The 14,005-nt window shown below is 34.6% G+C and carries 16 protein-coding genes and 1 tRNA gene; 4 read left to right on the top strand and 13 right to left on the bottom strand.

Features of this window, described 5'->3' with window-relative positions; translation table 11 throughout:
• The first annotated feature begins 327 nt into the window (after positions 1 to 327).
• Positions 328 to 1,377 carry a phosphotransferase gene (locus ABJI11_RS12765; protein WP_348352817.1) on the top strand — a complete coding sequence of 350 codons (1,050 nt, stop codon included), beginning with the start codon at positions 328 to 330 and terminating at the stop codon, positions 1,375 to 1,377.
• Here ABJI11_RS12765 and ABJI11_RS12760 read toward each other — a convergent pair.
• The 4 genes from ABJI11_RS12760 to ABJI11_RS12745 all read right to left on the bottom strand — a co-directional run bounded on the left by ABJI11_RS12760 (position 1,374) and on the right by ABJI11_RS12745 (position 5,033).
• Positions 1,374 to 2,087: a TVP38/TMEM64 family protein gene (locus ABJI11_RS12760; protein ID WP_348352814.1), complete on the bottom strand. Its 714-nt coding sequence runs from the start codon at positions 2,085 to 2,087 to the stop codon at positions 1,374 to 1,376. The genes ABJI11_RS12765 and ABJI11_RS12760 overlap by 4 nt on opposite strands.
• Before the next feature lie 3 nt (positions 2,088 to 2,090).
• Positions 2,091 to 2,975: an SdiA-regulated domain-containing protein gene (locus ABJI11_RS12755; RefSeq protein ID WP_348352811.1), complete on the bottom strand. Its 885-nt coding sequence runs from the start codon at positions 2,973 to 2,975 to the stop codon at positions 2,091 to 2,093.
• A 93-nt stretch (positions 2,976 to 3,068) separates the two neighbouring features.
• Positions 3,069 to 4,343, bottom strand: coding sequence for a HAMP domain-containing sensor histidine kinase (locus tag ABJI11_RS12750; RefSeq protein ID WP_348352808.1), 1,275 nt, complete (start codon positions 4,341 to 4,343; stop codon positions 3,069 to 3,071).
• Between the two features lie 12 nt (positions 4,344 to 4,355).
• A complete protein-coding gene (locus tag ABJI11_RS12745; protein WP_348352806.1) occupies positions 4,356 to 5,033 on the bottom strand; it encodes a response regulator transcription factor in 678 nt (225 codons plus the stop codon).
• Positions 5,034 to 5,191: 158 nt separating this feature from the next.
• On the opposite strand from ABJI11_RS12745, the gene ABJI11_RS12740 reads away from it, so the two are divergent.
• Positions 5,192 to 5,641, top strand: a complete 450-nt coding sequence (locus tag ABJI11_RS12740; protein WP_348352803.1) for a PepSY-like domain-containing protein — start codon at positions 5,192 to 5,194, stop codon at positions 5,639 to 5,641.
• Positions 5,642 to 5,702: 61 nt separating this feature from the next.
• Here ABJI11_RS12740 and ABJI11_RS12735 read toward each other — a convergent pair whose 3' ends face one another.
• The 7 genes from ABJI11_RS12735 to ABJI11_RS12705 all read right to left on the bottom strand — a co-directional run bounded on the left by ABJI11_RS12735 (position 5,703) and on the right by ABJI11_RS12705 (position 11,104).
• Positions 5,703 to 6,269, bottom strand: a complete 567-nt coding sequence (locus tag ABJI11_RS12735; RefSeq protein WP_348352800.1) for a TlpA disulfide reductase family protein — start codon at positions 6,267 to 6,269, stop codon at positions 5,703 to 5,705.
• A 131-nt stretch (positions 6,270 to 6,400) separates the two neighbouring features.
• On the bottom strand, positions 6,401 to 6,592 hold the full coding sequence (locus tag ABJI11_RS12730) for a hypothetical protein (RefSeq protein ID WP_348352797.1): 192 nt from the start codon (positions 6,590 to 6,592) through the stop codon (positions 6,401 to 6,403).
• A gap of 38 nt (positions 6,593 to 6,630) precedes the next feature.
• Positions 6,631 to 6,873 (bottom strand): hypothetical protein, encoded by a 243-nt coding sequence (locus tag ABJI11_RS12725; RefSeq protein ID WP_348352794.1) that lies wholly within the window; start codon positions 6,871 to 6,873, stop codon positions 6,631 to 6,633.
• 36 nt (positions 6,874 to 6,909) lie between these two features.
• Positions 6,910 to 7,464 carry a hypothetical protein gene (locus ABJI11_RS12720; protein ID WP_348352792.1) on the bottom strand — a complete coding sequence of 185 codons (555 nt, stop codon included), beginning with the start codon at positions 7,462 to 7,464 and terminating at the stop codon, positions 6,910 to 6,912.
• Positions 7,465 to 7,503: 39 nt separating this feature from the next.
• A complete protein-coding gene (locus ABJI11_RS12715; RefSeq protein WP_348352789.1) occupies positions 7,504 to 7,773 on the bottom strand; it encodes a hypothetical protein in 270 nt (89 codons plus the stop codon).
• Positions 7,774 to 7,782: 9 nt separating this feature from the next.
• Positions 7,783 to 7,959, bottom strand: coding sequence for a hypothetical protein (locus tag ABJI11_RS12710; protein WP_348352786.1), 177 nt, complete (start codon positions 7,957 to 7,959; stop codon positions 7,783 to 7,785).
• A gap of 529 nt (positions 7,960 to 8,488) precedes the next feature.
• Positions 8,489 to 11,104 (bottom strand): M14 metallopeptidase family protein, encoded by a 2,616-nt coding sequence (locus tag ABJI11_RS12705; protein WP_348352783.1) that lies wholly within the window; start codon positions 11,102 to 11,104, stop codon positions 8,489 to 8,491.
• 257 nt (positions 11,105 to 11,361) lie between these two features.
• On the opposite strand from ABJI11_RS12705, the gene ABJI11_RS12700 reads away from it, so the two are divergent.
• On the top strand, positions 11,362 to 12,648 hold the full coding sequence (locus ABJI11_RS12700; RefSeq protein ID WP_348352780.1) for a hypothetical protein: 1,287 nt from the start codon (positions 11,362 to 11,364) through the stop codon (positions 12,646 to 12,648).
• A 287-nt stretch (positions 12,649 to 12,935) separates the two neighbouring features.
• Here ABJI11_RS12700 and ABJI11_RS12695 read toward each other — a convergent pair.
• Positions 12,936 to 13,009, bottom strand: a tRNA-Ile gene (locus tag ABJI11_RS12695).
• A gap of 134 nt (positions 13,010 to 13,143) precedes the next feature.
• Complete coding sequence (gene mce, locus ABJI11_RS12690) at positions 13,144 to 13,548, bottom strand: methylmalonyl-CoA epimerase (RefSeq protein WP_348352777.1); 405 nt, start codon at positions 13,546 to 13,548, stop codon at positions 13,144 to 13,146.
• A 64-nt stretch (positions 13,549 to 13,612) separates the two neighbouring features.
• On the opposite strand from mce, the gene rbfA reads away from it, so the two are divergent.
• Positions 13,613 to 14,005, top strand: a complete 393-nt coding sequence (rbfA, locus tag ABJI11_RS12685) for a 30S ribosome-binding factor RbfA (protein WP_348352774.1) — start codon at positions 13,613 to 13,615, stop codon at positions 14,003 to 14,005.

Below are 14,005 nucleotides of genomic sequence, written 5' to 3'. Positions count from 1 at the left end.
CTACTTAATGAATCTGATAATGTACTGAACTGAGACATATAACGCTGAACATCGCTAATTTCACTCTTAAAAACTTCACATTGAGCTTGTACATATGTCGTAGAAATGAATAATATAGCTACATTTAAGCAGGTCTTAATCGTAATCATATTTGGGGGAAATTTGATTGGTTAAGATACTAACTCCTTTATTTTCAAAATCGTATTATTATTAGGCCAACTACATAAAATGGCCTCACTTTTATTTTAATTATCAATGCCCAGTAAAATAATTAAGACAGTCCTTAAGTTTTCAATACCTTTAAAAATTGAACTGTAGTAATACAACATGAAAAAAGAATCCATCAAAAAAATACTGACTGAATTTAACCTTAACGGAAGCTCAACAGATTGGACTCCCCTAAATAGCGGACTTATCAATGACACCTATTTGGTAACGGAAAGTGAACAGCAGTATATCCTTCAGAAAATAAATACCCAAGTGTTCAAGAATGCCCGTATTCTAATGGATAATATTCAGTTTTCATTGCCCATACTATATGCTAACGATTATGCGCAAATAACTTTTTTGACTACTAAAACTGGAGCCAACTACCTTATTCAAAATGATGAGTTCTGGCGGATGATGACCTTTATTCCCAATAGCACTACATATAATACCACTACTGATATAAATACCGCCTTTGAAGCAGGACGAATCATTGGTAAGTTTCATCAGCTATTACAAGATGTTGATACCAATCTATATAAAGATACATTGCCCAAGTTTCATCAGTTATCTTTTAGAAAGCAAGAATTTAAACAAGCTTTGGAAATTGCAGATGTAGAAAAACTAAACATTGCAGAATTAGCTATTTCCAAAGCACAGTATTTGATTAAGGAGCTCAATAACTTAAATACAGACAACCTACCTATTAGGGTATGCCATAATGATACTAAACTCAACAATATTCTCTTCTCAAAAACCTCTAAAAAAGCATTATGCCTAATTGATTTAGATACCATTATGAAAGGGTATTTCTTTTATGATTTTGGTGATGCTATTAGAACAGTTGTCAATACCGCTGCAGAAGATGAACAAAATCATAACCTCATTACATTCAACAAAACCTTGTTCACATCTTTCGTAGACGGACTATCTTCAAACGGACCGATATTAACTTACGAAGAAAAAGAAAGCCTGCCTCTAGGTGCAGTTTTTATGCCATTTATTCACGGGCTTCGTGCATTAACAGATTTTTTGGACAATAACAAATATTACAAAGTCACTTACGAAAATCAGAATTTAGATAGGTGCTTAAGTCTTTTCAATTTTGCTGAAAAAGCACTTGATAAAAAAGATTTTATGTCAGCATATATTCAAGAAAAATTATCTTAAGAATTTGATTTTTCATTTTTGTTTTTTCGCTTATCCCACCAAACATAAATTCCAAAAACTAATACACTAACTATTGAACCCCATAATAATCCCATTTTTAGGTCTTCAATATTTTTGCCGAAAACAGCAATAAAACCTGTTAGCGGTAAAATACCTACTATGGTTGCACCCATAAACCGCCAATAGCCCATACTTAATACTCCACCTACAAAACTAATGGCGTCATTGGACAAAAATGGATTAAAACGAGTAACAATTACCGCCCAAAATCCGTAATTATCTAAAAAAGACGCCACTTTCTCTTCAGCTTTCTTACCGATAATTCTTGTAACGATAGTATCACCAAAATAACTTCCTATAAAATAACCAACTGTAGAAGCGGCAAAAACCGAAGTAACTATAATTACACTGCCCCAAATGGGACCATATGCCAATACCGAGACAACCATTAACAATAAGCTAGGTACTACCAGTAAAAATAATTGTGCCACCATTGCCAAAATGAGTACAAAAGGACCAAACCACCCAAAATTAGCAACCCATTTTTGTATACGTTCTTCATCATCACTAGTTAACACTGACCATGCTTCATCTAAAAATTCTTTTACGCTGGGTATTAAAAAATAACATGCCCCAAAAAACAACAAAAGACCTATGGAAATATATAATGGCAGATTGCTTTTAGATGTAGAATTGTTATTATCTAACATATACTAAAGCAATAATTTCAATTTGGTAATTGTACCTTTTCCATCATTCTTACCTTCACTTGAAATATATAAATCGCCTTGAGGACTAAAAGTAATTCCCTCTGGTTGTGGGAATATTTTCTTATCCAAACTATACCCCTTTTTAGCTACTCCGTTTTCATCTAAAATTAATAGTTTAGGTTTTGAACCTTCTAACATATATATTTCTTTAGTTTTCGGGTGTATAGCAATATCAGACGGGCGAAAATTTTTATAGACTTTCTTCTCCCTAAAGTTTTTCAAAACCTCATCTTCCATATCTAATTGCAATACTGGTTTGTACGCCAACTTATAATCGTCTAAAGAAAAGGCATACACACCTTTCATATTATCCGAATCAATATCACGGTCTTTAGGTATGACCAATAACTGATTCGCTGGTAAATCTAACCACAGGCTTTCCATGTTATTTTTTTCACTGAACTTGGTCTTATATGTGGTAACCTTTCTATCTGGGTTTTGAAAATTCTTAATAACAGTAATGGTACCATCGCTCTCAAGTGCATAGGCATTGTCACCTTTTATTGCCAAGCCTTCATAATCACCTGCATTACCAAATTCAATTTCGTTGATTACTTTTTTCTTCTTTAAATCATAGATAAATATGATTCCGTCTTCATCTTGTATGGCTGCTATTTGATTTTCATTCATCCAAGAAATACCAGATACTTCTCGCAGTTCTTTTGGCAGCTCCCATCGTCCTGAAATTTCATAAGTGACCTTTTCTGCACTATCATACGGTAACCAATCCCTAAAATTCATAAAAAGGAAACCCATGCCCAGAACAATGGCCGCAATGGTCCAAAATTTGACTTTTGCCATATTTACTGGTGTGTTCGTAGTTGTCATACTTCCTTTATTTAAAACTATTTACATAAAGGTAGGCTTCAAATCTGTAAAGAATTGGTAAAGACTAGTATCACATCGGATTTTATAAAAACCTTAACTACTTGATGGAAAAATTACCATAAAATTATGCTGATCCGTAAAAGAATACTTTAGTTGTAAAAGATATTTATCTGTTATCGCCTTACTTATGGCAAGACCTAACCCCGTTGAGCGACTATCTGAAGAGACTTTTTTAAATCGTGTAAAAAGACTGTTGGCATCCAATGCTTTTTCCTTTCCATAATTTTTGATACTTATTTCATTTGCATCAATTGTAATGGTCACTTCTTTACCTGCATCACCATGTATAATGGCATTTTTAATCAAATTGGTAATCATGATTACCGCTAGGTCAGCATTCATAGTATAATGTACTGTAGCGTTTGTGATAACATTTAAACTGATGTTCTTATGCGTGGTAAAGTCTAAAAAATCATTTGCAACCTCAGTAACAAAGGTATTCATATCTAAATACTCTTCTTCTAAGTACTGTTTATTATCAATCTTTGAAAGCAACAATAAAGACTTGTTTAAACGTGTTAATCGAGTAAGGTTATCTAAAACCCCACCCACTTCATGTGTCTGCGAACCAGATAATTGATTTTTCTCTAATAATAACTCCAATTTATTAATGGCTATGGCTAGTGGTGTTTGTAGTTCATGTGCCGCATTTTCTATAAATTCTTTTTGGGCTATATAACTATCTCTAGATTTCTCGGTTAAACGCTCTACACTTTGGTTCAATAAATTAAACTCATCAATAGCGGTCTGTTCAGATTTTATTGGGTCATCTTTTTCTATTCTAAAGCCTTTTAATCTATCAATTAACGTATAGAAAGGCTTCCATACTTTTTTCATGACCAAGTTATTGAGCACCACAATACTCAAAATCAACGCTAGGTAAAGCCCTACCAAATACTTAAATAAATTTTCTATTTGGTCATCTTCTTCTACCATAGAAGTAATGAGTTTTATTTTATAGTACTTACCTTCTTGTTGAAATGTACTTTCAAGCATACGAATAGGTTCATATTCATCTTCGTTCTGCATATACATTAAAGTATCTCTGTAACTATCCTTTAAATTGGTATGAGTACCAACATGGGTGTTTTTAATCGTGTAATTATTGACACCAAATTCGGTGTCCTGCAAGAGATCTGGGTTGTCTTTTACCGCTCTTATAATTAACTGTTTTTGGTTTTCCAAACCGTCATCTAAACTGTCGTACACCTCATCTAACATAGCAAAATAGAAAATTACCGCCCATACAGAAATAAGTACTATAAGGAGTAAAGCAAAGTATTTTGTAGTGTGGTTTAACAGTTTCATAGCTACTAAAATTTAGATAACCTGTAGTTTATACCCAACGCCATAAACGGCTTCTATCTCTATACTTGCCATAGTATCTGATAATTTTTTACGTAGATTTTTAATTTGAGAATAGATGAAGTCAAAACTATCTGCCTGATCAATATGATCACCCCACACATGTTCTGCCAAAGCGGTTTTGGTCACCAAACGTGTTTTGTTAGATATCATATATAATAGCACATCATACTCTTTTCGGTTAAGGGCAACTTCTGCTTTATTAACCTGTACACTTCTACTTTCTGGGTCAATACTAATATTACCAATTTCAATAAGCTTATTACCATCAAACGTTCTGCGGCGTACTATTGCTTTTACCCGCGCATGTAATTCTGCCATATGAAAAGGCTTTGGCAAGTAGTCGTCTGCCCCTAAATTTAGCCCATTTATACGGTCGTCCAAAGAGTCTTTCGCCGAAACTATGATTACACCGTCATCTTTACCTTGTTGCTTTAATTGTTTTAAAAGTTCTAATCCATTACCATCTGGCAGGGTAATATCTAACAGAATACAATCATATTCATACACTCCTATTTTAGTACTGGCAGTTACAAAATTAGCTGCTGTTTCTACCATATATTTTTCGCGCTCTAAAGTTTGGCGCATATTCTCTAGCATTTGGGGTTCGTCTTCTATAATTAGAATTTTCATGGCACTGTTGTTTGCAACAACAATATAATAGAATTCTAGAAAGATATGGGAATTATAAGGTCGTGCATTTTAACGCTAAAAAATGAACAAAATGAATTCTATTCCCAATTTCTTCTAGATTTAGCTCTTTTCTTTGAAGGGAATTTAAAAATTATCTGATGATGAAAAATAAGAGTATAGTAACATTGGCTTTGACCGTATTGGGTGTATTTACAGTATTTGCACAAGATATAAACCCTAACAATGTGCCTACAAATTTAAGAGAGAGTTTTGAGCAGCATTATCCCAAGGCAAGTGATGTGGAGTGGGAGTTGGACGGACAGTCTTACAAAGTTGAATTTGATAATAACAGACTAGAGCATGAAATTTGGTATGCTATGGACGGAAAAGCGACCAGAGCGGAACATGAAATTACCGCTGCAGATTTACCACAAGCCATTACATCTGTAATTGCCAGTAACTATGAAGGATACAAAGTAGATTCTGTCGAAAAAACTACTGTAAACGGATCTACTACTTATGATGTAGAGCTTGATAAAGGATGGAATGATGAAATGGATGTAGTCTTTAATGAAAGTGGAAAAATACTTAGCGAAATGATTGATTAATGTTTCTTTGATTGGGAGATGTGGGAAAGGCCGGAATTCATTTTTCGGCTTTTTTTTTGCGCTATTCTTTTGTTAAATCATCTAATAACTCGCGAACTTTTGTACTGTTCCAATCTGCCGCACCGGTTTCTTTTATGATAATTTTACCTGCGGTATCTATGACATAATTCGTTGGAATGCTATTTTCATACAATACATTAGGCGCTTGCATTTGAGGAAAATAGATAGGTAGCTCATAACCTTTCTTTTTAATAAACCGCTGCACTTTTTCTGGTTCTTCTTGGGTCAGTAGTATAAAATTGACTTTGCCTCCATAGTCTTTATACAACTCTTGAATTCCTGGCAATTCTGCAATACATGGCGGACACCAAGTTGCCCAATAACTGATAAAAATAACCTTGCCCTTGCCAACCGCTATACTTTTAGTTTCACCCTGCATATCAACCACGGCATATTGAAACGGAACCACCTCATTCTGGTCTTCTTCATCTTCAACACTAGGCGACCAAACCGCTACTTTCAGTTTATTGACCGCTACCTGAATTGGTGTTCTTGTCTGTGGAATTATCAACAACAAAATGAACACGACAAATATGATATCACTGATTTTAAATTTTCGCTTTTTCATGTGATGTGTGAGTCGAAATACTTGGTGATTATTTACATAAATTTTAATTTGAGCTACAAAATGACACTATATTATCACTAATTCGTTTAAATTAAATCTGAAACAGTACTATTGTTCAATTCAAAAGATAATTATGTGTTTTTCCGCTCTTGCAAATATCCATTCAAAATTACTCCAAATAAAGCAAGCCAAATTAAGCGATACATCCAAATATCAATTTCATAACCGAATAACGTACCAGCATCATTGTCCTTAATAAAAGTAGATACGATGGTGACCACCGCTATTGTCATTCCTATAATTGCAATGGTAGATTTTTTCATAATTCTGATTTTGTCTTCCTTTTTTAAATGACTAAAGCTTATTTTCTGGAATCTAATTCCCTTTTTAACGTATTCATATTCTTCACATTCAAAGGAATAATAGCTGATAACGCTAACGGAACTGCTAATAAGGGAGTAATCCCATCTTTAATAGACATATAGATAAAGAAAAGTAAGCACCCTGTTAGAACAATTGCCAAAAGCCATACCATAGTTTTCGCAGCAGTATGCTTTTTAAGTAATTCTTCATTACTTAATTTAGAGAGTGATTCTTTGTTCATTTTTAATAATTAAGACGGTTTATTAAATTAATTTTGCTATTTGTTACAACGTTTTTGGGTGTTCTTATTCTTCCACTGAATCCAATATTCCTGTAAACCTTCAGGGGTCTTTTTTAGCTTACTGATATCTAAAGATTCGCCGGGCAGTAAAAGAGAACTTAATTCCTTTTTTCTTCTAGGTAATGAAGGAGCGTGATTCCACCCACCAACATGATCAAAAGATGTATAGGCATCGCATTTAGTAGCCACAGTTACAAACGGAATCTTAAGCTTATACGTCACCATACCAGAACCCATACCTTCGGTAGACATATCTATGTTCGTAAAGTCTACTTTTACGTACTTATCCTTAGAATAGAGTTCCTTTAATTTATCCCCAACTTTGGCAGACATGGTGTTAGAAAACTGATGAGCAACATCTGACCCATCTATAAATTCTTTGCCATAATAACTGCCAAAACAACCATCAGCGGTACATTCAATACTAACCGTAGTTTGTACTTGAGTTTTCACTGTTACTTTTTGAGAATAGGCAGCATGAGATACCCAAACAGAAATAAGAAATACTTGTATGTACTTTATAAATCTCATTTCTCTTGGGTTATAGCCAATGAATCTACTCAAAGAAAACTATTCTGCCGTTTCTTCTTTAGACTTATTGTATTTGGTAAATTCTATCTTTTTATCCTCTAAAATCTTATAGAACCTACGGTGACTAATTTTAAGGTCTTTGGTAATTTGAGCTACCTTTTTCTTTTTCTTCTTGTATAACTTAATCTCGGCCGTTACAGCTTTGTTGAAGTAATATTTTTGTAATGCATCTACTACTTCTAGTTCAGTTTTGTTACTTGTACTAGTCAACAATTCTATCTCAGATTTTATTTGTTGTAAGCCTTTCATGTCGCTGAGTTATTTTTCTGGAACCGGGTCAGAAAACCTAGTTTTCAGATGCTCATACTTTTCTAAATCTTCTAGAGAATGATTGCCATAATCATTGGCAATATCAAACTTTACATTATTGTTTGCTAAAAATGTAGCTACTCTTTCTAGCTCTTCGGGGGAACCTTTAATTTCAATTTTTGCCATTATTTACAAATGCATTTTATATAGTGCTTGCCTAATTTAATACTATTCTTTGAATTCTGTTCGGTAAAAAACCTTAGTAAGGTATATACCTATTAAAGTTAATTGAATTTTTAGAATTTTCACTCTTACGTTACCAATTCAATAGATTTTCTTGAAAGTAACGTTAATTGGGATAAAAAGTAAAGGTTAATTAATTCGTAGTTGGACATCGCTAAAAAAAGCCCGTTAATAAAGAGCAACACTAATAGATTCTGGGGGAACTTTAGTACACTAATATTAAGGGCTGCTTCAATTTAACATTTTATTAGGAAATACAAAAATCGGTTTTTTGAATTTGATGGAATCCATTGGTATATAAATCACCTAAAAACCAAGAAAGCAGCCTTTTAGGCTGCTTGAATTATTAAAAAATATTTTAAAATAGAAATGCCCATCAAATTGAGATGGACATTTCTATTATATAATTATCTAAGCTTGCGTTAAATACTTTAAACTGCGCCTGAATATTACTAGCGTTCCTAGTAATCAACTATTCTGCAGCACCTTCAAAAATGGAGTTGAAAATAAGCTTGTACGTTCCTCTTGGTTGTGCTCTAAACTGTGGTCTAAAAGCGAACAACACTACAGAACCTTTACCATATGTTGCTTTTACCATAGCCGGTTTTTTAGCGATGTACTTTTTCTCGCCCATTGCCCAACCGCTCATCAATAAATCTTTTGCCGCATAGTTAGCAATAACCTCAACTTCTGGTGCCGGAGCATCTTTTATATCTTCTGTACCACCTTCGCCTTTTTTTGATTGCTTATCTATTACGAAAGCACGACTCTTGTTGAAAGAAACCGCAACGGTGTCTTGCATACCAAATGCCAGCGGATGTGAGGTTTCTATACCCGTTTTAATCAGTGATCCTGGTATAAAGAATTCATTGCTATCTGTGCCTTCCGTAGCATCTTTTAACGGCAAACCAAATTGCTCTATTACATAGTTACTAGCTTCATCAAAAGCCAATAAGGTACCTCCATTTTTCACATAATTACTTAAGGCTACCGACCCTTCTAAGCCAATACCGCCCGTAAATTTCTCTGGCATTTTTAGTGGCGAATTACCATGAAGAATAGATTTTGGTCGTTGCGATGGTATAATCAATACATCATACTGAGATAAATCTTTTGTTTGAATATCGGTATCGTGAAGAGTATCTGTTTCAAATGAATACTCATCCATGATAAAACGCGTCCATCCTTCATCCATATTTGAAACCCACGACTTATACAGACCTACTTTTGGTGCGTGAACCTTTGTCATTTCTACCTTTGGTTCTGCAGATAAACCTGTTACTTCTAAACCATATTCAGCTGCTAAGTCTTCTACAGAAGCACTACCGCCCGATACGATATAAGCACCTGCCGGATATGTTGTTTTCCCTGATTTAAAAGATGCTTTTGTTTTATACGCCGTTCCACCTGCATTCAACACTTTGTTGGTTACAATTACCGATGCATTACTGTTGGCACTCAATAAATATCCAAAAGATGCATTTCCTTTTATTTCACCTTCATAATATGGTGCTTCTTCTGATACTTTTTCTGTAGCTACTTTAAAAGGTTCAGCAATTTTATCTACCGTGATACCCATTTGCATTGGTAATGTCCATCCTGCTAAATCATAGGGGGTATCTGGAGGGCCACCTGGATACTGAAAACGTGTTGGGTAATTTTGCTTTTCCATTAAATCCATTAGGTAAGGTCTAAAGGCTTGTGCCGTGTAAATTACATAGGTGCCTTTTTCATATTTCTTTCCATCAATCTCAAAACTCTTGATGGTTTTTTCAATTTCAATACCACCTTTCAACAATACATTTACCAAGTTTACAGACTCAAAAGCATCCCATTGATCTTTACCAATCACATAAGCAAACGGACCTTCTTCTTTAGATTTCTCAATTGCCGAAGCACCCATTTTGTAGATGTTATATAGGTAATTACTCTTTCTATCAGCTGCCAAATCTAAAGTAGCCCATGTAGCGGTTAACATATAATCTACAGCATCACGAAAATGAGATTCGCCACCTTTCCATGGATCTGGATACATAATATCTGTACCATCTGTAGGTGTGCCACCAGCAACGGTTTTAGGTAATTTTTCTGGATCATAGAATCGCGGCGTCGGACTTGTATGACCAACCTCGGTTAAAATTCCGATCATATTATGGTAGTAAGGTACGGTACGCCCACCACCGTTCCAGAACATGGTATAAAAATTATCGGCAATTGCACCTGGCATATTCTCCAATGAAAATCTTTTGGTCATTGCAGAACCTACCTCACTTACACCCGCAGTAATTGCTGGATGAATTCTTGGATTTACTGGATCTGCATATGGTGGCAATGAAATTTTTGTCCAAGAAGGAGATGATTGGTGGTGGTTATACACAATCTGTGGATACCATTCATTATACAATATCTTAGTAACATTATAGGTCTCTGGCATGGTATTCATAAACCAATCTCTATTGTTATCATGACCCATATAATAGTGATACAAAATTGGCGGACGAGAGGTTTCATAAGCGGTACCTAGGTTCTTCTTGTACCAATCTACAACAATATCTAACCCATCAGGATTCATAACGGGCATTAGTATGGTAATTACATTGTCCCTAATTTTCTTTATTTCTGTAGTTTCAGCAGTAGCCAAGGTATAGGCAAATTCAGAGGTCATTTGACCATGTGCTAATTCCGTAGAGTGCATACCACCATCAATCCACACAACTGCTTTTCCTTCTTCAGATAGCTTCATGGCTTCGTCATCAGATACTTGTACACGTGCCAACTTAGTGCTGATGTCTTTCCATTTATCCAAATCTTTAAGATTCTCCTCGCTAGAGATAAACAAGATGTACATTTTTCTACCTAGTACCGTTGTACCAATTTCAACTTTTTTTACGCGATTAGAAGCAGCATCTAGTTGCCCAAGGTAATCTTCAATTTGGCTGTAATCTGCCAGTTTGTAGTCGGCACCTACTTTAAAGCCAAAAACATCTTCTGGCGAAGGTACGGTTTGCGCCATCGTCATAGATATGCACGAAATGGCGAGTACAAGGGTCAGCAATGCCGCCTTGTAACAAGAGTTTTTTGTAGTCATTTTTCGAATTAGTTTGTTTGAACTAGGAAATTAAGAAATAGTAGAGAGCTAGGTAAATCTATCAAACAAAGATTATGTTAAAAGAAATGTTAATTTCTAAGTTCGTGATTTGAGGGGGGTGTTCTTGAGGAAATGATTTCTTAATGGATAAAATATTAATTTCGAAGTATTAACCAATACACGCTTAAAATGAAAAAACAAAGTCTACGTGTTTTTCAAATATTGGAAGAATGTTATAGTTTTACGTAAACTAAAGCATGAAAATATTTAGATTTCTCATTTTAATAATCATATCTGGTTGCGCTTCTTCACAAAACGAAAGTCCAATTATCACCGACGATTCATTCACAGAAGAAAATATGTCTCCAAATTTATTTTCTTTGATAGATGTTGTTGATAATGCAGAAAACGTTAATCTATTGCCTTCATTCAATTGGGAAATTGCTACTGACCCCGAAAGAGATTTAGTTTCCTATCAATTTATTTTAGATACCAACCCCGACCCATCTATTATAATTGCTGATAATTTAGATTTAACAACTTTTTCTATTACAAATGAATTGACAGTTGACACCAGATACTACTGGAAAGTAATAGCAATCGATGAAAACCAGAATATTCGCGAATCATCTACTTCAAGTTTTACAACAAGATCATTGTCGTTATCTGTTACCCAAATATCAGAAAATGCAACATTTACTAGTAGACACGCCCATACAATGGTCACATTTAATGATAAAATGTGGATAATTGGGGGTAGTTTTAATAAAGACGTATGGTCAAGTTCAGATGGAATTAACTGGAGTTTGGTTATAGACAATGCACCTTTCGGAAGAAGATCTGATCATACTTCTGTAGTCTTTGATAATAAATTATGGGTTATCGGAGGGCTTACTGAAAATGAAAATGATGAACTCATCCCAGCAAATGATGTTTGGTCTAGTACAAACGGCCTAGATTGGGTTTTAGAAACAGATAGTGCAGAATTTGAACCAAGAAGATTACACTCTTCCGTGGTTTTTGACAATAAAATTTGGGTTATTAATGGTTTTGATTGGGATAATTTTGTCAACGATATATGGTTTAGTTCAAATGGAGTGCAATGGGAACTAGCAACCAACAACTACAGTTTAAACGGAAGTATTCTTAATGAATGTCTTGTTTTTAATAACAAAATGTGGGTAATTGGAGGAGTAGGACCTGAAGGAAATACGAATAGTGTTTGGAGTAGTTTAAATGGCATTGATTGGGATGTTGTTACAGAAAATGCAGCATTTACTCCTCGTCGAATTTCCGCTTCCGCAATTTATGAAAATAAAATGTGGATATTTGGTGGACAAGCAAATTTGGAGACGGATACTGATAATGAAATTTGGTATACATCAGATGGCAATACATGGTTTATGGCGGAACAGTTCCCTTCTTCGTATTCAACTAGATTTTTGCATAAAGTAACTACCTTTAAAAATAAATTATTTCTATCTGCCGGTAATGTGGCTTCATTTAATAACCTAAATGACATATGGGAAATTAAACTAGATTAAATAGTTATATTATATCCTTTGTAATAAGTGTCTGATAAAGAAATGCTAAAAATGTATCAAGGTTAATAGAACTTTTTAGCACAAAACCCAATCACAGGTATTCGAAGTAAAACTTTTTGTACCATAAGTACCATCATTATGGTTTTCAATCCGTTGTTCTAAATCTTTATGGCACGCACCGATATAGAATTGATCGAGTGTAGTACTATGGAGAATATAGGTGTGTGAAGACATACCTAAAAATAAAAAACTCCTTTAAATCAAATGATTTAAAGGAGTTTTATATGTGGTCCCACCTGGACTCGAACCAGGGACCACCTGATTATGAGTCAGGTGCTCTAACCAGCTGAGCTATAGGACCGGTAACAATTCTATATGTTGTTCTGTAAAATCATATTTAGATTTAAACCGGTGCTCAAACCAGTTATTACAAAACCCGCGAATTGCGGATGCAATATTACTACTTATTTTTAACTGTCACAAACAAAATAAAGCTTACTCTTTAATTTCTTGACATAACTCTACCAACACACCATTTGCAGTCTTTGGGTGAACAAAGGCTACTAACTTATTATCGGCTCCTTTTTTTGGTTCTTCATTTAATAGCGTAAAGCCTTCTTTCTTTAACCGTTCCATTTCTGCAACGATATCTTCTACTTCAAAAGCTACATGGTGTATGCCTTCTCCCTTTTTTTCTAAGAATTTGGCAATAGGTCCGTCTGGCTCTGTGGCTGCTAGAAGCTCTATCTTATTAGGTCCGTTTTGAAAGAAAGATGTCATTACACCTTCCGACGCTACTTCTTCTTGTTTATAAGGCGCTACACCCAATAGTTTCTCAAAAAGGGCATTAGAATCTTCCATGTTCTTCACCGCAATACCTAAATGTTCTATCTTTTTCATGCCTTATTTGCTTCAGTGTACATCATATAGGGGTTAAGATACAATTTCTATGTATTTTTGCGGTATGGAAACGCAAAGACAACGTAAAATAGCTGGGGTCATTCAGAAAGATATTGTAGATATTCTACAAAAAGCTGCCATTGATGGCGGACTACGTAATACGCTTATCTCAGTTTCTAAGGTTGCCGTAACTACAGATTTATCTATCGCAAAAATTTATTTGAGCATTTTCCCTAATGAAAAAGCGGGAGAATTGATGGAAGGTATCAAGTCTAACCAACCACTTATTAAACATGAACTTTCTCAGCGTACACGTAACCAATTGCGTAGAGTACCTGAACTGTTGTTTTACCTTGATGATTCTTTAGATTACATTGAGAATATTGAAAAGTCATTGAAACGAGAAGAAAACCCTATAGAAAACAGAGATTTGTTACCTAAACGTAAAAAGAGCTGA

Source organism: Maribacter sp. (genome assembly GCF_039968975.1).
In the GTDB taxonomy this organism is placed as follows: domain Bacteria; phylum Bacteroidota; class Bacteroidia; order Flavobacteriales; family Flavobacteriaceae; genus Maribacter.
This window is presented reverse-complemented; position numbering and strand designations above follow the sequence as displayed.

Excerpts from the sequence above, each read along its gene's own strand:
- ABJI11_RS12765 (WP_348352817.1), top strand. The coding sequence starts at position 328 with ATGAAAAAAGAATCCATCAAAAAAATACTGACTGAATTTAACCTTAAC.
- ABJI11_RS12760 (WP_348352814.1), bottom strand. The coding sequence starts at position 2,087 with ATGTTAGATAATAACAATTCTACATCTAAAAGCAATCTGCCATTATAT.
- ABJI11_RS12755 (WP_348352811.1), bottom strand. The coding sequence starts at position 2,975 with ATGACAACTACGAACACACCAGTAAATATGGCAAAAGTCAAATTTTGG.
- ABJI11_RS12750 (WP_348352808.1), bottom strand. The coding sequence starts at position 4,343 with ATGAAACTGTTAAACCACACTACAAAATACTTTGCTTTACTCCTTATA.
- ABJI11_RS12745 (WP_348352806.1), bottom strand. The coding sequence starts at position 5,033 with ATGAAAATTCTAATTATAGAAGACGAACCCCAAATGCTAGAGAATATG.
- ABJI11_RS12740 (WP_348352803.1), top strand. The coding sequence starts at position 5,192 with ATGATGAAAAATAAGAGTATAGTAACATTGGCTTTGACCGTATTGGGT.
- ABJI11_RS12735 (WP_348352800.1), bottom strand. The coding sequence starts at position 6,269 with ATGAAAAAGCGAAAATTTAAAATCAGTGATATCATATTTGTCGTGTTC.
- ABJI11_RS12730 (WP_348352797.1), bottom strand. The coding sequence starts at position 6,592 with ATGAAAAAATCTACCATTGCAATTATAGGAATGACAATAGCGGTGGTC.
- ABJI11_RS12725 (WP_348352794.1), bottom strand. The coding sequence starts at position 6,873 with ATGAACAAAGAATCACTCTCTAAATTAAGTAATGAAGAATTACTTAAA.
- ABJI11_RS12720 (WP_348352792.1), bottom strand. The coding sequence starts at position 7,464 with ATGAGATTTATAAAGTACATACAAGTATTTCTTATTTCTGTTTGGGTA.
- ABJI11_RS12715 (WP_348352789.1), bottom strand. The coding sequence starts at position 7,773 with ATGAAAGGCTTACAACAAATAAAATCTGAGATAGAATTGTTGACTAGT.
- ABJI11_RS12710 (WP_348352786.1), bottom strand. The coding sequence starts at position 7,959 with ATGGCAAAAATTGAAATTAAAGGTTCCCCCGAAGAGCTAGAAAGAGTA.
- ABJI11_RS12705 (WP_348352783.1), bottom strand. The coding sequence starts at position 11,104 with ATGACTACAAAAAACTCTTGTTACAAGGCGGCATTGCTGACCCTTGTA.
- ABJI11_RS12700 (WP_348352780.1), top strand. The coding sequence starts at position 11,362 with ATGAAAATATTTAGATTTCTCATTTTAATAATCATATCTGGTTGCGCT.
- mce (WP_348352777.1), bottom strand. The coding sequence starts at position 13,548 with ATGAAAAAGATAGAACATTTAGGTATTGCGGTGAAGAACATGGAAGAT.
- rbfA (WP_348352774.1), top strand. The coding sequence starts at position 13,613 with ATGGAAACGCAAAGACAACGTAAAATAGCTGGGGTCATTCAGAAAGAT.